The sequence below is a fragment of the Martelella mangrovi genome (genome assembly GCF_040545495.1).
Taxonomy (GTDB): domain Bacteria; phylum Pseudomonadota; class Alphaproteobacteria; order Rhizobiales; family Rhizobiaceae; genus Martelella; species Martelella mangrovi.
Genome location: NZ_JBEPLY010000003.1, coordinates 57,060 through 83,739 on the forward strand (window position 1 = coordinate 57,060; position 26,680 = coordinate 83,739).

22 protein-coding genes are annotated in these 26,680 nt (G+C 61.4%); 7 read left to right on the plus strand and 15 right to left on the minus strand.

All coding sequences use genetic code 11. The annotated features are described in order from the left end of the window. Nucleotide 1: 1 nt before the first annotated feature. The 5 genes from ABID12_RS04855 to hemP are packed head-to-tail and all read right to left on the minus strand — an operon-like array spanning nt 2 to nt 4,051. Nucleotides 2-790, minus strand: a complete 789-nt coding sequence (locus tag ABID12_RS04855) for a heme ABC transporter ATP-binding protein (protein ID WP_354433596.1) — start codon at nt 788-790, stop codon at nt 2-4. 10 nt (nt 791-800) lie between these two features. Next, entirely contained in the window at nt 801-1,901 is a 1,101-nt protein-coding gene (locus tag ABID12_RS04860; protein ID WP_354433346.1) for a FecCD family ABC transporter permease, read from the minus strand. A 7-nt stretch (nt 1,902-1,908) separates the two neighbouring features. Then, entirely contained in the window at nt 1,909-2,790 is an 882-nt protein-coding gene (locus ABID12_RS04865; protein ID WP_354433347.1) for a heme/hemin ABC transporter substrate-binding protein, read from the minus strand. Between the two features lie 8 nt (nt 2,791-2,798). Beyond that, entirely contained in the window at nt 2,799-3,863 is a 1,065-nt protein-coding gene (locus ABID12_RS04870) for a hemin-degrading factor (protein ID WP_354433348.1), read from the minus strand. 14 nt (nt 3,864-3,877) lie between these two features. Beyond that, on the minus strand, nt 3,878-4,051 hold the full coding sequence (gene hemP / locus ABID12_RS04875; protein ID WP_106310249.1) for a hemin uptake protein HemP: 174 nt from the start codon (nt 4,049-4,051) through the stop codon (nt 3,878-3,880). 192 nt (nt 4,052-4,243) lie between these two features. On the opposite strand from hemP, the gene ABID12_RS04880 reads away from it, so the two are divergent. Further along, nucleotides 4,244-4,717 carry a hypothetical protein gene (locus ABID12_RS04880; protein WP_319517367.1) on the plus strand — a complete coding sequence of 158 codons (474 nt, stop codon included), beginning with the start codon at nt 4,244-4,246 and terminating at the stop codon, nt 4,715-4,717. A gap of 91 nt (nt 4,718-4,808) precedes the next feature. Further along, a complete protein-coding gene (gene tolA / locus ABID12_RS04885; protein WP_354433349.1) occupies nt 4,809-6,281 on the plus strand; it encodes a cell envelope integrity protein TolA in 1,473 nt (490 codons plus the stop codon). Between the two features lie 9 nt (nt 6,282-6,290). Here tolA and ABID12_RS04890 read toward each other — a convergent pair whose 3' ends face one another. Then, the gene (locus ABID12_RS04890) at nt 6,291-7,151 is read right to left on the minus strand and encodes a tetratricopeptide repeat protein (protein ID WP_106310258.1); all 861 of its coding nucleotides are present in this window, start codon (nt 7,149-7,151) and stop codon (nt 6,291-6,293) included. Between the two features lie 145 nt (nt 7,152-7,296). Further along, complete coding sequence (gene rpsU, locus ABID12_RS04895) at nt 7,297-7,509, minus strand: 30S ribosomal protein S21 (protein ID WP_024710130.1); 213 nt, start codon at nt 7,507-7,509, stop codon at nt 7,297-7,299. A gap of 364 nt (nt 7,510-7,873) precedes the next feature. On the opposite strand from rpsU, the gene ABID12_RS04900 reads away from it, so the two are divergent. From ABID12_RS04900 to ABID12_RS04920, 5 genes are read left to right on the plus strand one after another with little or no spacing between them, the layout of a single operon-like run. Then, nucleotides 7,874-9,127 carry a sarcosine oxidase subunit beta family protein gene (locus ABID12_RS04900; RefSeq protein ID WP_319517365.1) on the plus strand — a complete coding sequence of 418 codons (1,254 nt, stop codon included), beginning with the start codon at nt 7,874-7,876 and terminating at the stop codon, nt 9,125-9,127. A gap of 10 nt (nt 9,128-9,137) precedes the next feature. Then, a complete protein-coding gene (locus ABID12_RS04905; RefSeq protein ID WP_354433350.1) occupies nt 9,138-9,974 on the plus strand; it encodes an alpha/beta fold hydrolase in 837 nt (278 codons plus the stop codon). A 3-nt stretch (nt 9,975-9,977) separates the two neighbouring features. Next, a complete protein-coding gene (locus ABID12_RS04910) occupies nt 9,978-10,280 on the plus strand; it encodes a sarcosine oxidase subunit delta (RefSeq protein ID WP_106310266.1) in 303 nt (100 codons plus the stop codon). Next, nucleotides 10,277-13,234: a sarcosine oxidase subunit alpha gene (locus tag ABID12_RS04915; RefSeq protein WP_354433351.1), complete on the plus strand. Its 2,958-nt coding sequence runs from the start codon at nt 10,277-10,279 to the stop codon at nt 13,232-13,234. Before ABID12_RS04910 ends, ABID12_RS04915 begins: the two co-directional genes overlap by 4 nt. Then, entirely contained in the window at nt 13,227-13,781 is a 555-nt protein-coding gene (locus ABID12_RS04920) for a sarcosine oxidase subunit gamma (protein WP_354433352.1), read from the plus strand. The genes ABID12_RS04915 and ABID12_RS04920 overlap by 8 nt, the downstream gene beginning before the upstream one ends. On the opposite strand, the gene ABID12_RS04925 is transcribed toward ABID12_RS04920, so the two are convergent. Genes ABID12_RS04925 through ABID12_RS04960 form a run of 8 tightly spaced genes read right to left on the minus strand, consistent with a single transcriptional unit; the run spans nt 13,775 to nt 26,394 of the window. Then, the gene (locus ABID12_RS04925) at nt 13,775-14,839 is read right to left on the minus strand and encodes a DUF2332 domain-containing protein (protein WP_354433353.1); all 1,065 of its coding nucleotides are present in this window, start codon (nt 14,837-14,839) and stop codon (nt 13,775-13,777) included. The genes ABID12_RS04920 and ABID12_RS04925 overlap by 7 nt on opposite strands. Before the next feature lie 4 nt (nt 14,840-14,843). Then, complete coding sequence (locus ABID12_RS04930; RefSeq protein ID WP_354433354.1) at nt 14,844-15,332, minus strand: MaoC family dehydratase; 489 nt, start codon at nt 15,330-15,332, stop codon at nt 14,844-14,846. A gap of 48 nt (nt 15,333-15,380) precedes the next feature. Continuing rightward, the gene (glgX, locus tag ABID12_RS04935) at nt 15,381-17,357 is read right to left on the minus strand and encodes a glycogen debranching protein GlgX (protein WP_354433355.1); all 1,977 of its coding nucleotides are present in this window, start codon (nt 17,355-17,357) and stop codon (nt 15,381-15,383) included. An 8-nt stretch (nt 17,358-17,365) separates the two neighbouring features. Next, nucleotides 17,366-18,994 carry an alpha-D-glucose phosphate-specific phosphoglucomutase gene (locus ABID12_RS04940; RefSeq protein ID WP_354433356.1) on the minus strand — a complete coding sequence of 543 codons (1,629 nt, stop codon included), beginning with the start codon at nt 18,992-18,994 and terminating at the stop codon, nt 17,366-17,368. Further along, complete coding sequence (gene glgA, locus ABID12_RS04945; protein ID WP_354433357.1) at nt 18,991-20,442, minus strand: glycogen synthase GlgA; 1,452 nt, start codon at nt 20,440-20,442, stop codon at nt 18,991-18,993. The genes ABID12_RS04940 and glgA overlap by 4 nt, the downstream gene beginning before the upstream one ends. 3 nt (nt 20,443-20,445) lie before the next feature. Continuing rightward, nucleotides 20,446-21,708 (minus strand): glucose-1-phosphate adenylyltransferase, encoded by a 1,263-nt coding sequence (glgC, locus tag ABID12_RS04950; RefSeq protein WP_106310289.1) that lies wholly within the window; start codon nt 21,706-21,708, stop codon nt 20,446-20,448. Between the two features lie 13 nt (nt 21,709-21,721). Next, nucleotides 21,722-23,935 carry a 1,4-alpha-glucan branching protein GlgB gene (glgB, locus tag ABID12_RS04955; RefSeq protein WP_354433358.1) on the minus strand — a complete coding sequence of 738 codons (2,214 nt, stop codon included), beginning with the start codon at nt 23,933-23,935 and terminating at the stop codon, nt 21,722-21,724. Beyond that, nucleotides 23,932-26,394, minus strand: a complete 2,463-nt coding sequence (locus ABID12_RS04960; RefSeq protein WP_354433359.1) for a glycogen/starch/alpha-glucan phosphorylase — start codon at nt 26,392-26,394, stop codon at nt 23,932-23,934. Before ABID12_RS04960 ends, glgB begins: the two co-directional genes overlap by 4 nt. Nucleotides 26,395-26,680: the final 286 nt, after the last annotated feature.

Genomic DNA, 26,680 nt, shown 5'->3' on the forward strand with positions numbered 1-26,680 from the left:
TTCAAAGCGCGCTGTGCGGCAGGACGAAGGTCGTGTCGTCAGTGGGTGTCTGATTGACCGAAAGCCGCGCGCCGAAAACGGTAAAGAGGTTTTCGTTGGTCAGAACCTGTTTCGGCGTTCCCGCAGCGGCAACCTCGCCATCCTTCATCAGCACGATCCGGTCGGCGAAAAGCGCCGTCAGGTTGAGGTCGTGCATCACCGCGACAACGCCGCCTCCGTTGCGGCAGAACGTCTGCGCCAGTCGCATGATCGCAAGCTGGTGGAGAATATCAAGACTTGCCACGGGTTCATCCAGAAGCAGCCAGCGTGGTGATCCATGGGCAAGCGGCGCCTCGATCTGACACAGCACCCGGGCCAGTTGGACGCGCTGCTGCTCGCCGCCGGAAAGTTCCTGATAGAAACGGCCTTCGAAGCCATCCAAATCGACGGACTTGAGCGCTTTTGCCATGGTCCGCCGGTCGGCCTCTCCATCCCGGTGGGCGCGGCCGGAAAGACCCATGCGCAGCACTTCAGTGACCGTGAAGGGAAAGGCGAGGTTCGAGGCCTGCGGCAGCACGCCGCGCAGCTGTGCAAGCTGCCAGGGCGCCAGTCCGGCAATGTCCTTGCCATTGATGGTGACATTGCCGGTGTCGGGCTTCAGATCGCCTGCAATCGCCTTCAGCGTTGTCGTCTTGCCGGAGCCGTTCGGCCCGCAGATGGCTGTCAGTTCGCCGGCCTCAGCCTCAAGCGAAACATCTTTCAGAACCGGGCGACCCGAAAGCGCCACGGTTATCCGGTTGGTCGAGATTATGGTCATGGTGTCACAGATTGAGCCGCGAGCGGTTCTTCAGCAGGATCCACAGGAAGAACGGGCCGCCGGCAGTTGCGGTGATGATGCCGATCGGCAGTTCGGCAGGCGCCACGACCGTCCGGGCGAACAGATCGGCCAGCACCAGCAGCGCGCCGCCGAGAAGGGCCGAGGACGGCAGCAGGTAGCGATGATCCGGGCCGATGACGAGGCGCAGAAGATGCGGCACGACAATGCCGACAAAGCCGATGCCGCCGGAAACGGCAACGCCCGCACCGGTGGCGGCCGCGACGGCGACAATGGTGATGTTCTTCAGCCGCTGCACAGGGATGCCGATATGATAGGCCGTTGCCTCGCCAAGCGTGATGGCATTCAGCCCGCGCGCCATGAAAGGCAGAACGGCGAAGGCGGCCGCCATGATCGGGACAATCGCCCAGACTTTCGTCCATGTGGCGCCGGCAAGCGACCCCATCGACCAGAAGGTCAGGTCGCGCAATTGCTGGTCATTGGCAAGATAGACGAGAAACCCGGTGGCGGCCCCTGCGAGGGCTGCCAGCGCGATGCCGGCAAGCAACATGGTGGCGACCGAGGTTTGCCCGTGGCGGGTCGAGATGCGATAGAGTGTCAGCGTTGTGACCAGTCCGCCAAGAAAGGCTGCAGCAGGCAGGGCGTAAAAGCCTAGCAGATTGGTAATGGGCGCAGCAACCGTGCCACCCAGAACGATCATTACCACGGCACCCAGGCCCGCACCGGCGGAAACGCCGACAAGACCGGGATCGGCCAGCGGATTGCGGAACAGGCCCTGCATGGCCGCGCCGCAAACGGCAAGCGATGCGCCCACCAGAAAACCCATGATGGCGCGTGGCAGGCGGATATCGAAGATGATGATCCGGTCGCGTGCCGCCAGTGCGCCACCGGCATCGCCGGTAACCAGTGCGCGCGCCACATCGAAGACGGAGGCATCCGAAGCGCCGTTGGCCACGGATATCAGAACCGCCAGCAGTGAGACGACGGCAAGCACCAGAATGGTGAACACGGCGACCGTGGAGCGGTCGCCGTGTTCACGCCAGTTCAGCCGCCGTCCTGCTGAAGACAGTGTATCGATCACCGCCATACCTGCATCATTCTCCGTAGATCTCGGTCGTCAGCGTCGCCAGGTTCTCACCGAATCGGGGACCGAAATTCATCATGCCCACAGGGTCGATCCGATGGATTTCCATGGCTTCGCCCGCCGGTGTCAGCGCAAGCGCCGGCTGGGCGGCGACGTCCTCGTCGCTGGGAACGTGATTGCCGGCAGCACCGTCCATCAGCAGGATAACATCGGGCGCCGCCTCGATCACGGCTTCATCCGAAAGTGCCTTGTAGCCCGCGAAATCGGCGAGGGCGTTTTCAAGACCGGCTGCTTCGATCACGCCGTTGGCAGCCGTACCAGTGCCGGACCCCATGACCTTGCCGCCGCGCAGGCTGAGAATGAAGATCGCGCTCTTTCTGTCTTCGGGCGCGCGGGCGGCGTTCTCTTCCAGAATCGGATCGAGTTCGGCCGCAATGTCATCGGCAAGCTGCTTTGCCTCATCCTCACGGCCGAGAAGCGTACCGATCGTCGAGACCTTCTCGAGAATGCCGTCGCGGCTGTAATCTTCCGGCACGATCGCCATATCGACATCGGCGTTTTTCATCACGTCGAGGGTTTCCGGCGGACCGGCGCCATCAATGCTGATGATTGCCGACGGATCGACGGAAAGAATGCCTTCCGGCGAGAGCTGGCGCATATAGCCGATATCGGGCAGGGCGAGTGCTTCCGGCGGATAGATACTGGTCGTGTCGCGGCCGATCACGCTGTCGCCCGCGCCCAGCGCGTAGACGATTTCGGTGACGGAGCCGCCGATGGTCACGAGGCGGGATGGGTCCTTGAGCGGTTCGGCCGCCTTGGCCGCGGTAATACCGGCAAGCAGCATGCCTGCAATGAGAGGCGCATTCTTCAGCGCAGATGAGAGAACCGTCATGTTAACTCCTAGGCGGCGGCAGTTTCGCTGTGACGCGGCAGGCTCTCGGCCAGTTCGCGCCAGACCGGACGTTCGGCATAGCCTTCCAGGCGCTTGCCGAAGAACTGGATGATCATCTCTCCGGCTGCATTGAAGGCCTCGACCGACGTCACGTGGCCGTCGCTGGTGGGCTTGCGCACCAGCCAGGTCTCGGCGATCTGGTCGCGGCGCAGGTGAAGATGGAAGGTCGGATCCATGACATTGATCCACGGTCCCATCTCGACGATCTTTTTCACCGGGCCGGAGTGGATCTGGACGATGCCGTTATTGTTGACGAACACCATGATCGGCAGTTCGGCATTTTCAGAGGCCTTGTGGAGCAGGGTGGCTGCCGCATCGTCGGCCAGGCGGAAGGCATAATCGTCGCCGACCGTCGAGATCGCCGTCTGGCGATGGACCTTGAGGTCGTTCAGCATGCCGAAGAACTGGTGGGTGTCGGTCAGGGCCGTCCAGCGGTCGCGCAGAAGCTCGACATCGACCGCCTGCGGATCGCGGGCATGGTCGGCGTCATGGGCGGTGATTTCGCGCGTTTCGATAGTCTGGCTGGTGTCATCCAGTTTGAATGTTTCGACAAAGCGGTGGTAGGCCTCGACATTCGATTTCGGACGCCAGTGCACCTTGAAGACCGCCGTGCCGCTTGCATCGAAATATTGCAGGCTCAGCTTTTCATTGCCGTCGGCATCCGTCTTGGTGACGGCGAAAGCATGGGTCCAGCGGCTCGGAAAGATCCTGAGATCGATGTTTTCACCGAGCACGATTGCGGATTTCTTGCCGCTCTTGATGTTTTCGAAAACGCCGATCTTCTCATGCACCGCGCTTTCATTGCGCGACAGCGCCATGATTTCGCCGAAACCTTCGGCATGGGCCAGAAGATCATCGGGGGCGGGCGAAATCCGTGTTGCCGTCAGGCCGGTTTCGGCGGCAACGAGGGCGGCTTCGGAAATGCCGAGCGTCGCGGCGATGTCGCGCTCGCGCATTTTGGGATTGTCACGGCGGAAGGCGCGGATTTCCTCGGGTGTCTTGGTCGTGCTCATCGGTCTCGTCTCGTCTACTTGTTCAAAATGAGTTTGCCCTGGCGGGTGATTTTCATGCGATAATCGGCTCCGTTGTGGCGAATGATGATTTCATTGCCACCCTTGAAGAGCGATTCGCTTTCATGCACCGGCGCGCCGTTTCCGCCTGGCTGGGGGTCGGCCTTTCCGGCCGTCTTTTCATCGTTCATCCTGATTGTTATATCTGTGCGTGTTTAAAACTTGAACTCGGGAATCCGGTTTTTTATAAGTTGACTCTATAAGTCATATTTGGCTATCCACGCAATAGACGTTTTCCAACGCGAGCGGTAGGAAAACACGTCACCCGGATAAGCCTTGTGCAACCAGCCAATTTCGATCCGAACCCGCCGGAGATTTGAGCAATGAAAATTCTTCCATGCGCCGTTGCCGCGCTTTTTGTCATGTCCCAACCGATTCTGGCGCAGGAGACTGCAGCCGATGATACGGATGTGCCGGCAGCAGCCGATGAAGCGAATGCGCCGGCTGCGCCCGAGACCGCGGGTCTGTCGATCTCGCTGAACGCGCTCGACACCACGGCAAACGGCTGCAAGCTGACATTCCTGGTGGAAAACAATCTGTCGGAAACGGTCGAGAGCCTGCAGGCCGAAGTGGCGCTGTTTGATGTTGACGGCGTGGTTGACCGGTTGACCATGCTCGACTTCCTGACGCTGCCGGCCGGCAAGATGCGGGTGCGTCAGTTCGAGCTGCCGGGTGAGGATTGCGATGCGCTGGGCGGTCTGCTGTTGAACGACATCAAGGTTTGTGATGCTGCCGGTGTGGATTGCATGGCCGAGCTTGAGACCGATTCGAAGGCCGGTATTCCTTTCGACGGCTGAGCGGCGCGACAAGAAACCGCGCAGTTCGCGCCAAGACCAATAAGACATGCTGTAGCAAAGCTGGTTTCTGCCGATGATGGATGACAGGGCAATGTTTGCGATGGGGTTGCCGGGCGGCATCCGTGACGCCGAACCGGTGGAACCTGTATCTTCCTCTCCGGCCTCCGGGCGTGCACCGGAGGTTGAGCCGGACAGCCGACGACCAACCGATCTCGATACCGTGGTGAGCGAGCTGATGGCCGCCGCCGGTGCCAAAAAGGATGATGCCGGTGCTTCGTCCGCGGATGACGGGCCGGAGCTGCCGGAAGAAGAAGTCGATCTGGGCAGCGTGACGCTGCCGCGCATCAGCGGCGCAGGCGAAAAACCATCTGCCGGTACGCGCCTGCCGCTATCGGCGCTGGCTTCGCTGCTCGTCCATGTCACCGCCTTTGCAATGGCAATGCATGTGGCCGAGGTTCTTCCCGACGCGCCGGAAGAAGAGGGCAGCACCGTCGTCAATGTGGTGATGCTGGGCAATGGCGATGTCGATGCTGCGGCAAGCGGCAGCGAAGAGGTTCAGCCGACGGAAGTCGAGGCCGAGCCCGTCCCTGTCGAGCAGGCGGTTGCGCCGGAGGCGGAAACCCTGGCGCCCGAGGCCGCCGAACCACCGCCGCCATCCGAAACGCCGGTGGAACAGACCCCGCCCGTCGAGACATTGTCCGCACCGACGCCTGTGCCCGAGGAGGCGGTTGCTCCCCCGGCCGAGGTCGCGGAGGCCGTTCCCGCCGAATCACCCGAACCTGCGCCAGTCGCCGCCCTTTCCAGTCCCGAACCGGATGTGCTGGCTGTCGCGCCGACCGATGCCGCCGCGCCCGATGCCGTAGCCCCGGCGAGACCAACCGTTCCCGAAACGGTAGCGCCTCCGGAGACCGTCGAGGCAACGCCGCCGGATGCGGAAACCGCGCCGCTTGTGGCCGAGGCAGCACCGACGGAGACCATCAAGGCGCAGGAAGACGATCCGGAACTGGCCTATGACATCGCGCCGCCCGTTCCCCAGCGCTCGCCATGGGAAAGTGAACCGCTGCCGGAGGATCAGGTTGCCACACGCCAGGCGCAGGCCGAGCGCCAGCGCCAGCAGACCCGACAGCGGCAGACCGCGCAGCGTCAAAGCGCCGGTTCAGGCGGTCAATCGGCGCAGGATGCGCGCCGGGGCTCTGTCAGCGGCAATTCGGAAACCGGCAGCTCGCAGGCCGCCGAAGCGCGTCGCGGCTCTTCCGGCGACGGGGCGGCTGCAATGGCGAATTATGCCGGCAAGGTCGGTGCGCGCCTGCGCCGGGCCGTGGCGTCCGATCGCCATTATCGCGGCTTAGGGCCGCTGCGCGCGACCGTGGTCGTTCATGTCACGCTGAACCGCTCGGGCCATATTGCATCGGTGTCGATGGCGCGTTCTTCAGGCAATGGCAGTGTCGATTCGATCGTATTGCAACGCGCCCGTTCGGCGGGGCCGTTCGGGGCGTTCCCGGCAAGCTATGCCGGTGCGAGCCATACTTTCCGCCTGCCGATCAATCTTAACCTTCGACGGTAACGCGTCTGATCAGCTATTGCCGACCGTGCGCTGCAGGCCCTGAATTGCCGGCTGGTAGTTCGGGTTCAGCGCTTTCGCCTTCTGGTAATAGGAGGCGGCTTCCGAGAAATTCCCTTCGCGCTCAAAGATCAGGCCGAGATTGGCCCAGCTTTCGGCATTGCGCTGGTCAAGCGCCAGCGCCTTGTCAAAATCCGAGCGTGCATTGCGGTCGTCATTGAGCGCCAGATAGGAAACGCCGCGTCCGTTATAGGGCTGGGCGGCTTTCGGAGCGAGCGAGATGGCTTTCGAAAAATCGGCGATCGCCTGTTCCTGCTGGCCGCGGCGCTGGTAGATCAGGCCGCGATTGTGATAGGCGCGCGGGTCGGTGGTGTTGAGCTGAATGGCGCGGCTGTAGTCGTTGAAGGCGTCATTCTGCTGGCCGGCCTCCCGGTAGAGGTTTCCGCGCCCGATATAGGCGATGTCGTAATCCCCGTTGATCTGGAGCGCCTTGTTGTAGTCGTTCAGGGCATCCATCCGGCGGCCGAGGCTGCGTTCGATCAGCGCCCGGTTGGCATAGGCCTGGTAATAGTTCGGATTGAGCGCAATTGCCTGGTTGAAATCGTCCATCGCGCGCCGGTCGTCGCCTGCACGCCCGTAGGCAGCGCCGCGCACATTATAGGGCTCGGGGTCATTGGGGTTTGAGGCGATCACATTGGTGAGCGAGGCGATATTCTGTTCAGAACCCTGAGCCGTATCGATCGACACGATATTCTGATTCATCATCTGGGAACTCTGGCAGGCAGCGAGCAGGCCGACAGTGCCAGCCAGAAGTGCGATCCGTATCGCCCGGCCGGAGCCTGTCATGAATGTGCCAGCGGTTGTCTCTGTCATTTTTGTCCCTCGTGTCGTTCGTCGCGCGCGTTTTGAGAGCGCGCGGTCTTTTTTTACCGGCGCAAGGTAAATATCTAGCAAATAAAAAGGCGGGGGCCTACGCTCCCGCCATATCAACATCTTCAATGTGCCGAAAAAACGACAATCAGCGCGAAACCAGACCTTCGCGGATGGCGCGCTTGCGGGCCAGCTTGCGAACGCGGCGGATCGCTTCGGCCTTTTCGCGGGCGCGCTTCTGAGAGGGCTTCTCATAGAAATCGCGCATTTTCATTTCGCGGAAGATACCTTCGCGCTGCATCTTCTTCTTCAGAGCGCGGAGAGCCTGGTCAACATTGTTGTCGCGGACAAGTACTTGCACGTGTATCCCGTTCCTTAAGATCGTTGGTGTTGTTCAGCCTGACAAATACTTGCAACTCAGGCATCGTTTCCTGTCATTATCGGATTTGCCCGATATTTGGCGTCGCGGATACCAGACTTTGCCGGGTAAGTCCAGCCCTTTGCCGCGCGGTCCGCGCAATTGCGCCCGATTTGATGCCGCATTCGCGTCAGCCCCCGGAAATCAGGCGTTCGGGGCCAAAACCGGCCGCACGCGCAGCGGTGTTAAAAACAGATGTCGAACTGAGGTGGCAAAAGCGTCGCAAAAAGGACGTTGCGTCATATACTGATTTGCGATTGGTATAGGGTAATGATCGGTAACAAACCCGGCCCGAGGGAGCTTTCAGATGCGCAAATATTCCGTTTTCGCCCTGGCGCGCGAGGCCATGCGGCATCATTCGGGCTGGGAAAAGCACTGGACTTCGCCCGAGCCGAAGCCCGAATATGATGTCATCATCATTGGCGGCGGCGGCCATGGCATGGGTGCGGCCTATTATCTCGCCAAGGAACACGGCATCACCAATATCGCGGTGATCGAGAAGGGCTGGATCGGCGGCGGCAATACCGGCCGCAACACCACCATCGTGCGTTCCAACTATCTCTATGACGAGAGCATGGACATCTACGAGCACTCCCTCAAACTCTGGGAAGGTCTGGCGCTCGATCTCAATTACAATGTGATGTATTCGCCGCGCGGCGTCCTGATGCTGTCGCATAATGAACATGACCGCCAGTCCTTCAAGCGTCACGTTCATGCCAACCGGCTTTACGGCATCGACAATGAATGGCTGACGCCGGAAGCGGCGAAAGACTATTGTCCGCCGCTCGATATCGCGGCAACGGCACGTTATCCCGTCAATGGCGCAGCACTTCAGCGCCGCGCCGGCACGGCCCGCCACGATGCGGTGATCTGGGGGTATGGACGCGCGGCCTCCGACCGCGGTGTCCACATCATTCAAAACTGTGAGGTTACCGGCATTCGCCGCGGCCCCGATGGCGCGGTAACCGGCGTCGAAACCTCCAGAGGCTTCATCGGCGCCAAGAAGATCGGCGTTTCGGCCTCGGGCCACAATTCCGTGGTGATGTCGATGGCCGATGTCAATCTGCCGCTGGAAAGCCAGCCGCTGCAGGCGCTGGTTTCCGAGCCGCTGAAGCCGATTTTCCCCTGTGTCGTGATGTCGAATACGGTGCATGCCTATATCTCGCAGTCCGACAAGGGCGAACTGGTCATCGGGGCTGGCACCGACCAGTATAATTCCTATTCGCAGACCGGGGGCTTGCAGATCATCACCCACACGCTCGACGCCATCTGCGAGCTGTTCCCGATCTTCCGCCGGGTGAAGATGATGCGCCAATGGGGCGGGATCACCGACAACACGCCCGACCGCTCGCCGATCCAGAGCGTGACCCCGGTTCCCGGCCTCTTCGTCAATTGCGGCTGGGGCACGGGCGGCTTCAAGGCAACACCGGGCTCGGCCCATCTCTTCGCGCATCTGATCGCAAAGGGCGAACCGCACAAGCTGGCGGCCGGCCTGACGCTCGACCGTTACCGCACCGGACGCCTGATCGACGAGGCGGCCGCTGCTGCCGTCGCGCACTGAGGGGACGGCGATGCTCTGGAACGTCAACCAGAAGACGGAGACCAGCGCAGGCACGGTTGCCTGGGGCTCGGCCGGCGAGGGGCCGCCGCTGGTGCTGGCCCATGGCTGGCCGTGGTCGTCGTTTTCCTGGCACCGGATGATCCTGCCCCTGTCGCGGGCCTATACCGTCTACTGGTACGACATGCCGGGGTTCGGCCGCTCGGCGAAGGACCCGGAGCAGGCGACCGGTCTGGATGTTCAGGGGCTGATCTTCAAGGAGATGCTGACATATTGGGGGCTCGAATCCCCGAGCGTTTTTGCCCATGATTTCGGCGGGGCGGTCTCGCTGCGCGCCCATCTTCTTCATGATGTCGCCTATAATGATCTGGTGTTGATGAATGTGGTGGCGGTCAGCCCCTGGGGATCGGAATTTTTCGATCATGTCAGCCGCCATATCGATGCGTTCACGCCATTACCGCCGCATATTCATGCGGCCATCGTTGCCGCCTATATTCGCGGCGCGCTGGTAAACGAGATCGATGAGCACGAGCTGCATGAACTGGTGTCGCCCTGGCTGACGCCGGAAGGGCAGGCCAGTTTCTACAAGCAGTTTGCCGCAGCCGACGAGCGCTTTACCGATGAATTCGCCGACAGGCTGAACGCGATCGCCTGTCCCGTCAGCGTCATCTGGGGCGAAAAAGACCCGTGGATACCGATTGCGCGCGGCCATCAGCTTGCCGGCGCCATTGGCGTTCAGCTTCACCCGCTGGAAGGCGCCGGCCATATGCCGCAGCTGGAAACACCGCGCCTGCTGCTCGACCTCATTACCTCGTTATCCGATACCCTACCCGAACTGGAAGGGAACTAGAAAATGCTGCTTATTCATTGTCCCTATTGCGGCGAAGCGCGAAGCGAACTGGAATTTTCGGCCGCCGGCGAAGCCCATATCGACCGGCCGCAGAATATCGCCGAGATTTCCGATGAGGATTTTGCGGCCTATTTCTTCATGCGCACCAATCCCAAGGGTATCCACTACGAGCGCTGGCGCCATGCCCATGGCTGCGGCCGGTTCTTCAATGCCGTGCGCGATACCGTTTCCGACCGGTTCCTGAAAACCTACAAGGCCGGCGAGCCGAAGCCCGACCGCGCCGAATTCGAGGGAGAAGGCCGATGAGCGGCGCATTGCGTATCGAGGGCAAGGGGCGCCTCACGCCCGCCAAGACCATTCGCTTCACCTTCGACGGCAAGAGCTATTCCGCGCTGGAGGGCGATACACTGGCCTCCGCACTGCTTGCCAATGGCATTCATCTGGTCGGCCGGTCCTACAAATATCACCGCCCGCGCGGGTTTCTGACGGCAGGCTCGGAAGAGCCGAATGCGCTGTTCGATATTTCCCGCGACAGTGCGCGGCGTCAGCCGAATGTGCGCGGCCCGGTGCAGGAAGTGTTCGACGGCATGACGGCGTCGTCGCAAAACCGCTGGCCGTCGCTCTCCTTCGATGCCGGCGCGGTCAATGATTTCCTGTCGCCCTTCTTCATCGCCGGTTTTTACTACAAGACCTTCATGTGGCCGCGCATTGCCTGGCACAGGCTCTATGAACCGCTGATCCGCAGGGCCGCAGGCCTTGGCGTTGCGCCCACGGAGGAAGACGCCGATACCTATGCCTGCCGCTACATCCATTGCGATGTGCTGGTGGTCGGCGCCGGGCTTGCCGGACTGACGGCCGCACTTTCTGCAGCGCGGGCCGGCAAGGATGTCATCCTCTGCGATGAAAAGCCGGAGCCGGGCGGCGCGCTGCAGTATGAAACCGGCACCACGGTGGATGGCAGACCGGGCTATGAATGGGCGCTGGCTGCCGTGGAAGAGCTTCGCGGCATGGACAATGTCCGCTTTCTGCCGCGGACCACGGCATTCGGCTACTACAATCACAATTTCCTCGCGCTTTGCGAACGGCTGACCGATCATCTGCCGACAGGCAAGGCGAACGGCCCGCGCGAACGGCTCTGGCAGGTGCGCACCGGCGAGGTGATCGTGGCCACCGGCGCCATCGAGCGACCGATGGTGTTTCCGCAAAACGACCGTCCCGGCATCATGCTGGCCTCTGCCGCACGCGCCTATCTGAACCATTACGGCGTTGCCGTCGGACGCAAGGTCGGCGTCTGCTGCGCCCATGATTCGGCCTATGAGGCGGCAATCGATCTGAAGAACGCCGGTGTCGATGTGGTCGCCATTATCGACAGCCGCAGGCAGGCCGGTTCCGGGCTTGCCGAGGCGGCGAGGGCGCTCGGCATCATGGTGCTCGCCAATCATGCGGTTGTCGGCACCAAGGGGCGCCTTCGGGTATCCTCGATGAAGGTGAAGGACAAGGAAAGCGGCAAGACCCGCAGCTTCGATATCGACGCGCTGATCACCTCGGCCGGCTGGACCCCGTCGGTCCACCTGTTCTCACAGTCGCGCGGCAAGCTGGTGTTTGACGCCGAGGAGCAGCGTTTCGTGCCCGGCACCTATGCGCAGAACACCATCTGCGTCGGCGCCTGCAACGGCACGGATGCCATCCACGCGGCAATCGGCGAGGCGGCAGCGGCCGGTGGCGGGACTGTCGATATCGCAGGCGAAAATGCCCATCAGTGGACCGGGGGCATGCTGGGCGAAGACGAGACCGCCGACAGTCATGCCCGCGCCTTCATCGACTACCAGCACGATGTCTGCGCCAAGGATATCCGTCAGGCCGTGCATGAGGGCATGGCCTCGATCGAGCACATCAAGCGCTTCACCACCAATGGCATGGCCTCCGACCAGGGCAAGCTTTCCAACATGCACGGTCTGGCGATTGCCGCCGAAATGCTGGACCGGCCGATCCCGCAGGTGGGGCTGACCACGTTCCGCCAGCCGTTCACGCCGGTCACCTTCGGCACGCTGATCGGCCATTCGCGCGGGCCGCTGTTCGATCCGGCCCGCAAGACGCCGATTGGCGGCTGGGCTGAGGAGCAGGGCGCTGCCTTCGAGGACGTCGGCAACTGGAAGCGGGCCTGGTATTTCCCGCGCGCCGGTGAAACCAAGCATGATGCCGTCAACCGCGAATGCCGCACGGTGCGCGAGAGCGCCGGTGTCTTCGATGCCTCCACACTTGGCAAGATCGAAGTCGTCGGCCCGGATGCCGAAGCCTTCATGAACCTGATGTATTCCAATGCATGGTCGACGCTGAAGCCCGGCAAATGCCGCTACGGCCTGATGCTGCGCGAGGATGGCTACATCTATGATGACGGCGTGGTCGGCCGGCTGGCCCATGATCGCTTCCACGTGACGACGACGACGGGCGGGGCGCCGCGTGTGCTCAACCTGATGGAAGACTACCTTCAGACCGAATTTCCGCATCTGAAAGTGTGGCTGACATCGGCAACCGAGCAATGGGCGGTGATTGCCGTTCAGGGGCCGAAGGCGCGTGAGATCATCGAGCCCTTTGTCGAGGGCGTGGATATTTCAGCGGAAGCCTTCCCGCATATGAGCCTTGCCGAATGCACCGTCTGCGGTGTTCCCGCACGGCTTTTCCGGGTGTCGTTTACCGGCGAACTGGGCTTTGAAATCAACGTGCCTGCCGATTACGGGCTTTCCGTGTGGAAGGCGATTTTCGAGCGTGCCGAAAGCTTCGGGGCCTGCGCCTATGGCACCGAGACCATGCATGTGTTGCGTGCCGAAAAGGGCTATATCGTCGTCGGGCAGGATACCGATGGCACGGTAACCCCGTTCGACGCCGGCATGGGCTGGGCGGTTTCGAAGAAAAAGACCGATTTCGTCGGCATTCGCGGGCTGAAGCGTCCCGATCTTGTGGCCGAAGACCGCAAGGAGCTTGTCGGCCTGATGGTCAAGAACAATTCCCGCATGGTGCTGGAAGAAGGCGCGCAGATCGTTGCCGACCCCAATGCGGAAAAGCCGGTGCCGATGCTCGGCCATGTGACGTCCGCCTATTGGTCGGAAGCGCTGCAGAGCGGCATTGCCATGGCGGTGGTCAAGAATGGCCACAAGCTGAAGGGCGAAACGCTTTACGTGCCGATGCCCGACCGCACGATTGCCGTCGAGGTGGTCGACACGGTTTTCTATGACAAGGAAGGAGCCCGCATCCATGGCTGAGGAATTCGTTGCCGAACGCACCCTGCCGCTTGAAGGCGTTTATGGCGGTTCGGGGCTGGCCCGGCTGACGGTTGCGGCTCCCGCGAGCCGGCTTTCGCTGCGCGCCGGCGAAGATGCGCTGCAGGCGCTTGGCGCTGCGCTGGAACTCGATCTGCCGGTTGCCCCGCTGACGGCGTCCGGCGATAACGGGCGTTACGCCTTCTGGCTCGGGCCGGATGAATGGCTGGTTATCGATGAAAACGACGGGGACCTGATGCAACGTCTTCGCGGCGTCGAGGTGCTGCATTCCGCCGTTGACGTCTCCCATCGCAACATCGCCGTCATGGTCGACGGGCCGGGAGCGGCCGAGGTTTTGAACGCGGCCTGCCCGATGGACCTGAGGCTGGATAAATTTCCGGTCGGCAAGGTTGCGCGCACCGTTCTGGGCAAGGCGGAAATCGTGCTGTTCCGGCAAGCGGAAACGGCATTCCGGCTCGAATGCTGGCGTTCGTTTGCGCCGTATGTGTTCGGCCTTCTTGATCAGGGGGGAAGGGACGCCGCTTACTGAACGGAGGGCAGCCCGCGCCAGTCAACCCAGCGGCCGTGAAAATCGGCCCGGCCGACACTGTGGGTTTCGCCCGTCGGCCAGATGGTGAGTGAAAGCCCGGCGCCCGGCCCCGCGTCATCGGCTTCCATCGCAAGATGGCAAAGCGGGGCCTGCCGGTCGGCGCGTGCGCCGGCTTCGGCAATCAGCTGTAATCCCTGTTTCTGCGCGTCGTTCGGCAGATATTGCCAGGCAATCGTGTGGTAGATGACGTGCACCTTGCCGTCATGCCGGGCTGCAAGTCGGTGCGCCAGCCAGTCGACGGCATCCGCCCGGTCGATATGCAACCTGTTTTGCCGGGCAAGGGCGAGCGCTTTTTCTGTGCGCTCCAGCCGGTCGGCCTGATCCGGCCAGACATAGGACAGCAGGCGCTCGCAATCATAGGCACTGTCCGCTTCCAGCGGGTTGAGATCGCAGCCCGCTCTTTCGCTGACGGCGATTTCAGCCTGCGGCGGCAGGGGGCCCTTCCAGTCGGGCGCGATGACGAAGGGGGCGTCGCCGTTGTGTGGCTGATAGAGAGCGTTGTCGAAGCGGTATCCGTAGCAGTCCCACATCAGGTTCAACCCGGCGGAAGCTCCGATTTCGGACAGCACGAGCGGCATGCCGCCGAACCGTTCGGCAATCAGCGCAAAGGCGGGAAACAGGGCTGCCGACCGGCGCACTTCATTGGTCTGCGGCGCCGATTGCATGCGGGCGGCGATGAAGTCCGCCTTTTCCGCCATGGCCTGTTCAGCGCCTTGCCACAGCGTATCGTCGGAAACCCGGTGCGGTGGATAGCAGTCGACAAGCGGGCGATAGCCCTGTCGTTTCAAAGCGTGCAGTGCGGCGCAAAATCTGAGCGCCAGCGCATCGGCGACAGCGCGTTCGGGCGGCCAGCCGGACACGAGGGCGGCAATTTCTGCCGTCCCGTCAAGGCGGTCGGCAGCCAGGCGGCAAAGGCGGGCGTTGAAGGGGGAGCCGAGCGTTTCACAGGCATCGGCCTGCCGCTCGAATGCCGTTCTGATCGCCGCATCCGCCACCATGATTTTACGCCATTTCCGGCCGATCGGCGGCATCGAACTGAATAAGGGTAATCCATTCCGCCGTCAGTGCCGGCTTGCGCTCGTCCTCGATTTCGATGCTGACGGCGTAGTTGATCGCCAGAAGTTCAGCGCCGCGGAAGCGGGCTTCCTTCAGGGTGAAATGGCCACGGACACGCTTGCCGCATTTCACCGGCGCCATGAAGCGCACCTTGTCGAAACCGAAATTGATCCCCATGGTCTGCTCGCGCACTCTCGGTGCGCAGTCGAAGTTCATGGCCGACAGCAATGACAGCGTCAGGAAACCATGCGCGATCGTGCCGCCGAAAGGGGTTTCGTCGCGCGCGCGTTCGGGATCGGTATGGATGAACTGGTGGTCGAGCGTGGCGTCGGCAAATGTATCGATCATCGACTGATCGACCGTGAACCAGCGTGATACACCGACTTCATGGCCGATATAATCCTTCACTTCAGCAAGCGAAATGTCTTTGACCATGGTCTTCTTTCAGGTGCGCGCGTGTTTCGGTTGTTGTCGGTCGGGCGATTATCCGCCGGTGGAGAGTTTCTCCGCATAAAACGATACTGACCGCGGCGCAAGCGCGATCTCAACCGTCCCACGGCTTTCGCCCGTCAGGCTGTGCCAGCCGTGATCGTCACGTTCCGGCAGCCGGAATACGGTTTCGGACTGGCCGCGGTTCATCAGGACGGCAAGCCGGGTCGGGTCGCCGCTTTCCCGCTCAACGGTGGAAAATACGATGCTCAGGCAGTCGCAACCGGGCGCTTCCCAGTCCTCGACAGTCATGACACTGCCATCGGGCCGCAGCCAGGAAACGTCGTCTTCGGTGAAGAAGGTGGTTTCGGAAAACACCGAAAACTGCCGGCGCAGCGCCGAAAGTTCGCCCGTATAGGCGATCAGCGCCTCATCCATGGCATCCCAATCGATCCAGGTCGTCTCGTTATCCTGACAATAGGCATTGTTGTTGCCGTACTGGGTGATGCCGCCTTCATCGCCGGCTTTCAGCATGATGGCGCCGCGGCTGGCAAACAGCGTGGCGAGAAGCGCCCTGATATCCTGCCGCCGCCGCTCAAGCACAACCCGATTGTCGGTCTCGCCTTCAACCCCGTTGTTCCAGGAATAGTTTTCCTCGTGACCGTCCCGGTTGTTCTCGCCGTTGGGGCCGTTGTGTTTGTGCACATAGGCGGTCACGTCATGAAGCGGAAAGCCGTCATGGGCGGCGATGAAATTGACCGAACGGGTTACATGCTGCTCGCCTACGGAAAAGATATGCGATGAGCCGGAGAGCGCATCGGCCAGCCGGCCGGTCATGTAATCGTCGCCGCGCCAGAACCGGCGCAGATCGTCGCGTGCGCGGTCGTTCCATTCCAGAAAGGGAGGCGGGAATTGGCCGAGCTGATAGCCGCCGGGGCCGATGTCCCATGGTTCGGCGATCATGGTGCGATCCTTCAGCACCGGGTCGGTCAGGATCGCTTTCAGCGTTTCGGCGTGGGTATCGAAGCCCGCGCGCGTGCGTCCGAGGATCGGCGCCAGATCGAAGCGGAAACCGTCAACGCCGGCCTGGGTGACGAAGAACCGAAGGCTGTCGACAATATACTGGCGCACCATCGGGTGGTCGCAGGCCACCGTATTGCCGCAGCCGGTGTCGTTGATGAACACCGACGCATCATCGTTGGCCAGCCGGTAGTAGGTTGAATTGTCGAGCCCGCGAAAACTCAGCGAACCGCCGAACTGGTCGCTTTCGCCGGTGTGATTGAAAACGAGATCGAGGATCACGGCTATGCCTGCGTCATGCAGGGCTTCGACCACGCTGCGCAGTTCCCCGATGCCGCCCGGGCACAGGCGCGGATCCGGGGCCATGAAGGTAACCGGATTGTACCCCCAGGCATTGGTCAGCCCAAGCTGGTGAAGATGGCGCTCGTCGATCCAGGCGGTGACCGGCATCAGCTCGATCGCATCCGCACCGATCTTCTGCAGATGCTGGATCAGGGCAGGGTGGCCAAGGGCTGCGACGGTGCCGCGAATGTGCTCGGGAATATGCCGGTTAAGCCGGGTCAGCGATTTGACGCCTGCCTCGTAGATGAAACCGCCTGCCGGCAGGTCCACATGCGAAGGCTCGTCGCCGACATCCGCAACCACCACGCTTTTCGGTACAAGTGCTGCGGTGTCGAAGCCATACTCTGCAAGCTGCGGATCGAAACTGTACGGGCTGTCGATCTGCCGCGCATAGGGGTCGACCAGCAGTTTGGCAGAATCGAACCAGTGGCCGTTCATCGGGTCCCAGCGCCCGAAGGCGCGGTAGCCATAGCGCTGGCCGGGCTTTGCCGCATCAACGAGCAGGCGAAACAGGTTGCCGCGCTCGTGCGACATCGGCAGATGCGCGGTTTCCCGCCCATCCACGTCAAACAGGCAAAGCTCCATGCCCGTGGCGTTTTCCGAATAGACGGAAAACTCGACGCCCCGGTCGAGGACCCTGACGCCGGGTTTTGCAATCGCATCGCTCATTGCCGGGCTCAGGTGATCACGGTCGGAGCATCGCGGCCGGTGCGTTCCCTGATGCCGGCGATATGCTCGGCATAGGCGATCAGCGTGGCAAGCGTCTCCTGTGTATCGTCCTCGTGGCGGGCCGGGTCCGGCTCGAAATGTTCCAGATAGACGCGCAGCGTGGCGCCCGAGGTGCCGGTGCCCGAAAGCCGGAAGACCACGCGCGAACCGGTTTCGAACATGATGCGCACGCCCTGGTTCTTGCTGACGGAGCCATCGACCGGGTCGTGATAGGCAAAGTCGTCGGCCTCCTTCACGGTCAGATCGCCGAACGTGGTGCCGGGCAGGGTGGAAAGCTTGTCGCGCAGCGCACCCATCAGGCCGTTGGCCGCATCGGTTTCGATGCCCTCGTAATCGTGGCGGGAATAATAGTTGCGGCCGTATTCGGCCCAGTGCTTCTTGACGATGTCGAACGCGCTTTCGCCGCGCACGGCCAGAATGTTGAGCCACAGCAGAACGGCCCACAACCCGTCTTTTTCACGTACATGGTTCGAGCCGGTGCCAAAACTTTCCTCGCCGCAAAGCGTCGCCTTGCCGGCATCGAGCAGATTGCCGAAGAACTTCCAGCCGGTCGGCGTTTCATAGGCGCCGATGCCGAGCTTTTCGGCAACCCGGTCAGCGGCCTGGCTGGTTGGCATCGAGCGCGCAATTCCGGCAAGGCCAACCTTGTAGGCAGGCGCCAGATGCGCATTCGCCGCCAGGATCGCAAGACTGTCGGACGGGGTGATGAAAATGCCCTTGCCGACAACCATGTTGCGGTCGCCATCGCCATCCGACGCCGCCCCGAAATCGGGGCCGTCTTCGCTCATCACTTCGTCATAGAGCGCCTTGGCATGGACGAGGTTCGGGTCGGGATGATGTCCGCCGAAATCCTCAAGCGGCACAAAATTGCGCACCGAACCTTCAGGCGCGCCGAGCCGGTTTTCAAGGATCTCCCGGGCATAGGGGCCCGTTACCGCGCTCATGGCATCAAAGGCGATGCGAAAGCCGCCGGCAATAGTGGAGCGGATCGCCTCGAAATCGAAAAGCTCTTCCATCAGGGCCGCATAATCGGTGACCGGGTCGAAAACCTCGACCTCCATGTCATCGACATGATAGCTGCCGATTTCATCGAGCGGCACGTCGTCGGCTTCGGAAATGCGGTAGCGGTCGATCAGCTTGGTGCGCTCATAGATCGCATCGGTGATGCGCTCGGGCGCGGGGCCGCCATTGGCGGTGTTGTACTTGATCCCGAAATCCTCGTCCGGGCCGCCCGGATTGTGGCTGGCCGACAGGATGATGCCGCCGAAGGCCTGGTATTTGCGGATCATGTTGGAGGCGGCAGGCGTCGAGAGAATGCCGCCCTGGCCGACCATCACCTTGCCGAAACCGTTGGCGGCCGCCATCTTGATTGCCGTCTGGATCACTTCGCGGTTGAGGTAACGGCCGTCACCGCCGATCACCAGCGTCTTGCCCTTGTAATCCTCAAGGCTGTCGAACACCGACTGGATGAAGTTTTCGGCATAATGCGGCTGGCTGAATACCGGCACTTTCTTGCGCAGGCCGGAGGTTCCGGGCTTCTGGCCGTCAAACGGTTTGGTGGAAATCGTTTTGGTCATGATTTGGGAGCCATCATTTTAAGACTGGAATAAAGATCAACATAGAGTTTTGCGCTGGATTTCCAGGACACATCGCTTTTCATGCCCTGTTTTTGCATATGCATCCAGGTTTTCTTGTCCTCGAACAGGTTGATGGTGCGGCGCAGCGCATGGATGAGCGACCACGTCTCGACCGGCGAAAACTGGATGCCGGTGGCAACCTTCACATCGAGCGCGGCGGGATTGGCGTCGATCACCGTATCGGCCAGTCCGCCGGTGCGGGCAACCAGCGGCACGCAGCCATAGCGCAGGCCGTAAAGCTGGGTCAGGCCGCAGGGCTCGAAACGGGAGGGAATGACGATGACATCGGCGCCGGCCTGCTGGATATGCGACAGGGTTTCGTCATAGCCGATAATGGTGCCCACACGGCCGGGATAGAGCCTGACCGCGTTGCGGAAGGTTTCTTCCAGCTGATGTTCGCCGGTGCCCAGCACCGCAAGCTTGCCGCCCATGGCCACAAGCGGGCCGATGGCTTCGGCCAGAAGGTCCATGCCCTTCTGCCAGGTCAGGCGCGAGACCACGCAGAAGATCGGGGAATCATCATCATCCAGTCCGAAGCGTTCGCTGAGCACCTGCCGATTGGGCTGCCGCAGCCTGAGCCTGCTCGGCGTGTAGCGGCTGACAAGCGTCTGGTCGGTCGTCGGGTTCCAGACATCGGTATCAATGCCGTTGACGATGCCGTGCACCGTATGCGCGCGCGCGGAGATCAGGCCTTCAAGGCCCATGCCGTATTGCGGGGTCTGTATCTCACGGGCATAGGTCGGGCTGACGGTGGTCACCGCCCAGGCCGTCTGCAGCCCGCCTTTCAGAAAGCCGACATTGCCGTAATATTCGACGCCGTCGACCGACATGGCATGGGCCGGCAGGCCGAGCCAGGGAAAGATATCCGGGCCGAAATTGCCCTGGAACGCGATATTGTGGATGGTCAGGATCGACGGTTTTTCCGGAACTTCGGAATAGCGCATATAGACCGGCGTCATCGCCGCCTGCCAGTCGTGGCAGTGGACAAGGTCGGGCTCCCATCCCGGCATCACCCCGGCAGCGACTTCCGCTGCTGCTTTCGAAAGCGCGCCGAAGCGCCGCCAGTTGTCGGAATAGCCTTCGCCGGTGGCAGCATTGTAGGGATTGCCGAGACGGCCGAAAAGTGCCGGAATATCGAGGACCAGCAGGTCGAGCCCCTGATATTCGGCTGCAAGGAGCGTGGCGCGTTCACCGAAAAGGTCGCCGAAATCATGAACCTTTTCGGCCTGATCGCCAATGGCCTTCATGACGGCCGGATAGCCCGGAATCATGGTGCGGGTTTCAATGCCGAGGCCGGCAAGGGCAAGCGGCAGCGCGCCTGCGACATCGGCAAGACCTCCCGTCTTGATCAGGGGGTAGATTTCCGACGTAACGGAGAGGACTTTCATGTATCAGATATCCAGTTTGTCGATCATCGACTGTGTAATCAGGCAGATGCCGTTGTCCGAACGGCGGAAACGACGGGCATCGATTTCGGGTTCCTCGCCGACGACAAGGCCTTCGGGGATGTGAACGCCGTGATCGATGACCACGTTTTTCAGCCGTGCGTGACGGCCGATATGGACATGGGGCAGAATGACGGCGCCTTCGAGGCGGGAATAGGAATTGGCGCGCACGCCGGTAAACAGCAGGCTCTTGTAAAGCTGCGAACCGGAAATGATGCAGTCGCCCGAAACCACCGAGGAGATCGCCGAACCGCGGCGGTTTTCATCGTCATGAACGAATTTCGCCGGCGGCGTCACTTCCGAATAGGACCAGACAGGCCAGGACTTGTCGTAGATGTCGAGTTCGGGAACCACGGCGGTGAGGTCGATATTGGCCTGCCAGTAGGCATCGATCGTGCCGACATCGCGCCAGTAGGCTTCCTTTTCGTAGCTTGAGCGTACGCAGCTCTTGGAAAAGCGATGGGCCAGCGCCTTGCCGTTCTTGACGATGTAGGGAACAATATCCTTGCCGAAATCACGGCTGGAGGTCGGATCGGCGGCATCGCGGTAGAGGCATTCGAACAGGAATTTGGTGTTGAAGACGTAGATGCCCATCGAGGCAAGCGCCATGGTTTCATTTCCCGGAATGCCCGGCGGATTGGCCGGTTTTTCGACGAAATCGACGATCCGGTCGGTGGCATCCACATGCATCACGCCGAAGCCCTTGGCCTCTTCCACGGGCACTTCGAGGCAGCCGATGGTGATATCCGCGCCCTCGTTGACGTGCTGCTGGAGCATCGCCTCGTAGTCCATCTTGTAGATGTGATCGCCGGCCAGGATGATCATGTATTCCGGGCCATAGGAATCGATGATGTCGATGTTCTGGTAAACCGCGTCGGCGGTGCCTTCATACCACTGCGTTTCCGAAACGCGCTGGGAGGCGGGCAGCACGTCGAAACTTTCGTTTCGCTCGGGCCGGAAGAAGTTCCAGCCCTGATGCAGGTGACGGATCAGCGAATGCGCCTTGTACTGCGTGGCAACGCCGATGCGCCGGATACCGGAATTGAGTGCATTGGACAGCGCGAAATCGATAATGCGTGTCTTGCCGCCGAAATAGACCGCGGGCTTGGCGCGCGTATCCGTCAGCTCCTTCAGTCGGCTTCCGCGTCCGCCGGCCAGCACATAGGCCATGGCATCACGCGCAAGGGGGTGTCCAATCCGCGAATTCATCCTTCCCTCCCTCTCAGTCTTCCGGTTCCAGCATAATGGTTGCAAGTGGTGGTAAAAGCAGCGTGGCGGAGATCCCGCCATGGCCGTGAACTTCGGCACGCACACGCCCGCCATTGCCCTTGCCGCTGCCGCCGTAGATTTCGGCGTCGGTATTCAGGATTTCCCGCCAGACACCGGCCTTCGGCAGCGGGACATGATAATCCTCGCGCGGGATCGGCGTGAAATTGCAGATCACGATGACCGGTTTTTCCCCCGGCGCCTTGCGTTGCCAGGCGAAGACCGAGTTGTCCTGATCGTCGACAATGGCCCACTCGAAACCTTCCGGTTCGCAATCGCGGGCATGCAGCGCCGGTTTGGCGCGGTAGGTGAAGTTCAGGTCGCGCACCAGCCGGCGCATGCCCTCGTGGGTCGGGTAGCTGAGCAGGTTCCAGTCGAGCCCGCGTGCCTCGCTCCATTCGCTCCACTGGGCGAATTCCTGGCCCATGAACAGGAGCTTCTTGCCGGGATACCCCCACATGAACGCGTAATAGGCGCGCAGATTGGCGAACTTCTGCCAGTCGTCACCGGCCATCTTGGCAATCAGCGAGCCCTTGCCATGCACGACCTCGTCATGGGAGAGCGGCAGCACGTAGTTTTCGGCAAAGGCGTAGAGCAGGCCGAAGGTGATTTCCTGATGGTGGTGCTTGCGGTAGATCGGCTCACGCGCGAAATAGCTGAGCGTGTCGTGCATGAAGCCCATGTTCCACTTGAAGCCGAAACCGAGGCCGCCCTCGTGCACCGGCTGCGAGACCTTGGGCCATGCGGTCGATTCCTCGGCAATCGTCATCATTTCGGGATGATTGCCGTAGACCGCCTTGTTGGTGTCCTGAATGAACCGCACGGCGCCGAGATTTTCATTGCCGCCATATTCGTTCGGCACCCATTCGCCGTGTTTGCGCGAATAGTCGAGATACAGCATCGAGGCAACGGCATCGACACGAAGCCCATCGACATGGAACTTCTCGCCCCAGTAGAGCGCGTTGTTCAGAAGGTAGGATGCGACCTCGGTACGGCCGAAATTGTAGATCGCGGTGTTCCAGTCCGGGTGAAACCCCTGGCGCGGATCGGCGTGTTCGTAAAGGGCGGTGCCATCGAACTGCCTGAGGCCGTGCTCGTCGGTCGGAAAATGCGCCGGCACCCAGTCGAGAATGACGCCGATGCCGACCTTGTGGCAGCCGTTGACGAAGCGGGCGAAGCCTTCGGGTTCGCCAAACCGCGCGGTCGGCGCGTAAAGGCCGGTCGTCTGGTAGCCCCAGGACGGGTCGTAGGGATATTCTGAGACCGGCAGGAACTCGATATGGGTGAAGCCCATGTCCGAGCAGTAGGGGATCAGGCGGTCGGCCAGTTCGTCCCAGGAGAGGAAGGAGCCGTCGTCATGGCGCTGCCAGGAACCGGCATGCACCTCGTAGATTGATATCGGTTCGCGTCGCCTGTCGGTGCTTGCCCAGTGTTCGCGGTGGGCGTCGTCATCCCATTCCTGTTCGAGCTCGCTTGCCGTCAGCGAGGCGGTTTGCGGGCGAAGCTCGCTGCGGCGGGCAAACGGATCGGCCTTCAGCGGCAGGAGATTGCCATCGGCGCCGATGATTTCGAATTTGTAGGGCTGGCCCGGCTCGACATCGGGGGCAAAGATTTCCCAGACGCCGGAATCGCGGCGAAAGCGCATCATGTGGCGGCGACCATCCCAGCCGTTGAAGGACCCGACAACCGAGACCCGGCGGGCATTCGGCGCCCAGACCGCGAAATGAAACCCCTTCACACCCTGATGGGTTATCTGATGGCCGCCGAGCTTGTCGAAAAGCCTCAAATGCGAGCCTTCGCGGACGTAGTAATCGTCCATCGGCCCCAGAACCGGCCAGAAACTGTAGGGATCGGTGACCGTCCATTCGGCTGCGCCGCGGGTTGCATGATAGCGGACAGGCACAAAGCCGGTCACATCGATGCTGCCGGCGAAGAACCCGGCTTCATCGAGACATTCCAGCTTTCCGAGCGGCTTGCCTTCGAGGTCGAAGACCGTAACGGTTTCCGCCCCGGGCAGAAAGCACCGGGCAACGTGCTTTCCGCCGATGTCCTGGATACCCAGCACGGAGAAGGCATCTCCGTGCGTTGCATTCAGAATACTGTCAATTTCCTCCCGCGACGGGGCAATGCCCCGCGCCTGTTCCGGATCGTCTGATTCCGGCTTTTTCATAAAGCACTCCAGATGTCGTGTGCATACTCCCTGATCGTCCTGTCGGACGAGAACCACCCCATACGGGCAGTATTCCTTATCGCCTTAACGTTCCACGCGGTCGGATCGTTCCAGATCGCATCCACTTCGCGCTGGGCGGCGGCATAGGCATCGAAATCGGCGGCGACCATGAACCAGTCGTGGTCATAAAGCCCGCCGATGAGATCGACATAGCGGCCGGGATCGTCATGCGAGAACACGCCCGACGAAATGGCGGAAAGCGCCTGGGAAAGCTCCTTCGATCCCTCGATGATCTCGCGGGGATTGTGTCCCTGCGCCCGGGCCTGATCAACATCTTCGGCCGTCATGCCGAAAATTACCATGTTCTCGGCGCCGACCCAGTCGCGCATCTCGACATTGGCGCCATCGAGCGTGCCGATGGTCAGCGCGCCGTTGATGGCGAATTTCATGTTGCCGGTGCCCGACGCCTCCATGCCGGCCGTGGAGATCTGCTCCGAGAGGTCGGCCGCCGGGATCATCACCTCGGCCAGCGAGACGTTGTAGTTGGGAATGAACACGATCTTCAAAAGGCCGCGCACCGCCGGGTCATTGTTGATGACGCGGGCGACATCATTGGCGAGTTTGATGATCAGCTTGGCATTGTGATAGCTCGGCGCCGCCTTGCCGGCGAACAGTTTGACGCGCGGCACCCAGTCCATTTCCGGGTGGGAACGGATCTGGTCGTAAAGCGCCACCGCCTCGATGATATTGAGAAGCTGGCGCTTGTATTCATGGATGCGCTTGATCTGGATGTCGAACATCGCCGACGGATCGATGCGGGTGCCCATCCGCTCGCCGATGAGGTTGGCAAGCCGCACCTTGTTCTCCCGCTTGACGGCGAGGAACTTCTCCTGAAAGGCGGAATCTTCGGCCAGATCGTTGAGCGCCTGCAGTTTTTCCGCGTCATCGAGGAATTCGTCGCCGATGGCTTCGCGGATAATGCCGGTCAGTCCGGGGTTGCATTCCTTCAGCCAGCGGCGCGGGGTAATGCCGTTGGTCTTGTTGTTGATCCGGTCGGGATGAAGGCGGTGGAGGTTGTAGAACACCGTTTCCTTCATCAGTTCGGTGTGAAGCGCCGACACGCCGTTGATCGAGTGCGAGCCGAGGAAGGCGATATTGCCCATGCGCACGCGCCGCTCGCCGCCCTCGTCAATCAGCGAAATCTGGCGGATGGCGTCGTCACTGGCATCGGCTTCCTTGCGGGCCTTCAGCAGGATCTTGGCATTGATGGCGTAGATCAGCTGCATGTGGCGCGGGAACAGGCGCTCGAACAGCGGCACGGGCCAGGTTTCCAGCGCCTCGGGCAGAAGCGTGTGGTTGGTATAGGCAAATGTGCCGGTGGTCAGCTCCCACGCTTCATCGAACTCGACATTGTAGATGTCGACCAGAAGGCGCATCATCTCGACGATGGCGATGGCCGGATGGGTATCGTTGAGGTGGATGGCGGCCTTTTCCGGCAAAAGCCGGATATCGTCGAACTGCTGCATATGCCGGCGCAGAATGTCCTGCAGAGAGGCCGAGGAGAAGAAATATTCCTGTCTGAGGCGCAGTTCCTGACCGGCCGGGTTGGCATCGGCCGGGTAGAGAACGCGGGTCAGCGTCTCGGCCTTGGTGCTTTCCTGAAGCGCGCCGATATGGTCGCCGGCATTGAACTTGTCGAGCAGGATCGGGTCGATCGGATCGGCCGACCACAGTCTGAGCGTGTTGACGCGCTTGGCGCGCCAGCCGACGACCGGGGTGTCGTAGGCCTCGGCGATCATGCGTTCGGCCGGTTTCCAGACATAGCGCGGCTCCTTGCCGACTTCCTCGATAATGTCGACCTTGCCGCCGAAATTAATTTCATAGGTGCTTTCGCGGCGATGAAATTCCCAGGGGTTGCCGTGCGCCAGCCAGTTTTCCGGCAGCTCGACCTGCCAGCCATCGGCGATTTCCTGACGGAACAGGCCGTTCACGTAACGAATGCCGTAGCCATAGGCCGGCACGTCGACGGTTGCCATCGATTCCATGAAACAGGCTGCCAGCCGTCCAAGTCCGCCATTGCCGAGGGCGGCATCGGGCTCGAGGCCTGCAAGTTCAGCCAGATCGACATCGAATTTGGCGAGCGCCTGATTGATGGCTTCGATCATTTCGAGGTTGGAGATTGCATCGCGCAGCAGCCGGCCGATCAGGAATTCCAGCGAGAGGTAGTAGACCCGTTTCGAGCCTGCTTCATAGGTCTTGCGGGTCGATTCCATCCATTTGTCGGTGATCCGGTCGCGGATCGCCAGAATGACGGCGCGCAGCCAGTCATGCGGCTTGGCGACAATGGTGTCCTTTCCGACCTGATATGTCAGCTTTTCGAGAATATCGGCAGCCAGTCCATCGACGTCGAGGGAGCGGGGCGTCGGCAGGGGCAGATCGGGATTGGTCAATTTGCTCATTGGTTTTTCCGTCAAATAATGGCTGGAAATCTTGAAATATGCGGCGCCTGAAAACGATCTCCCCGAAAAGGAGTGACCGGTATACTCTTATTCTTTCTCGTAATTTATGCACTGATATGACGCACTTGCAACAAACCGATGCGCCGGCGCGCGAATTTCTCGCCGAGGCTTCGGCCGCATTCAGTCAGAACGCCGACAAACGGGCAGGAAAATGGCAATGCGGATGAGGCGGGACGGGGGCAGGGCACGCGCTCCTGCCGCAGCCGCAAATCGGCCGGGTGCGCTT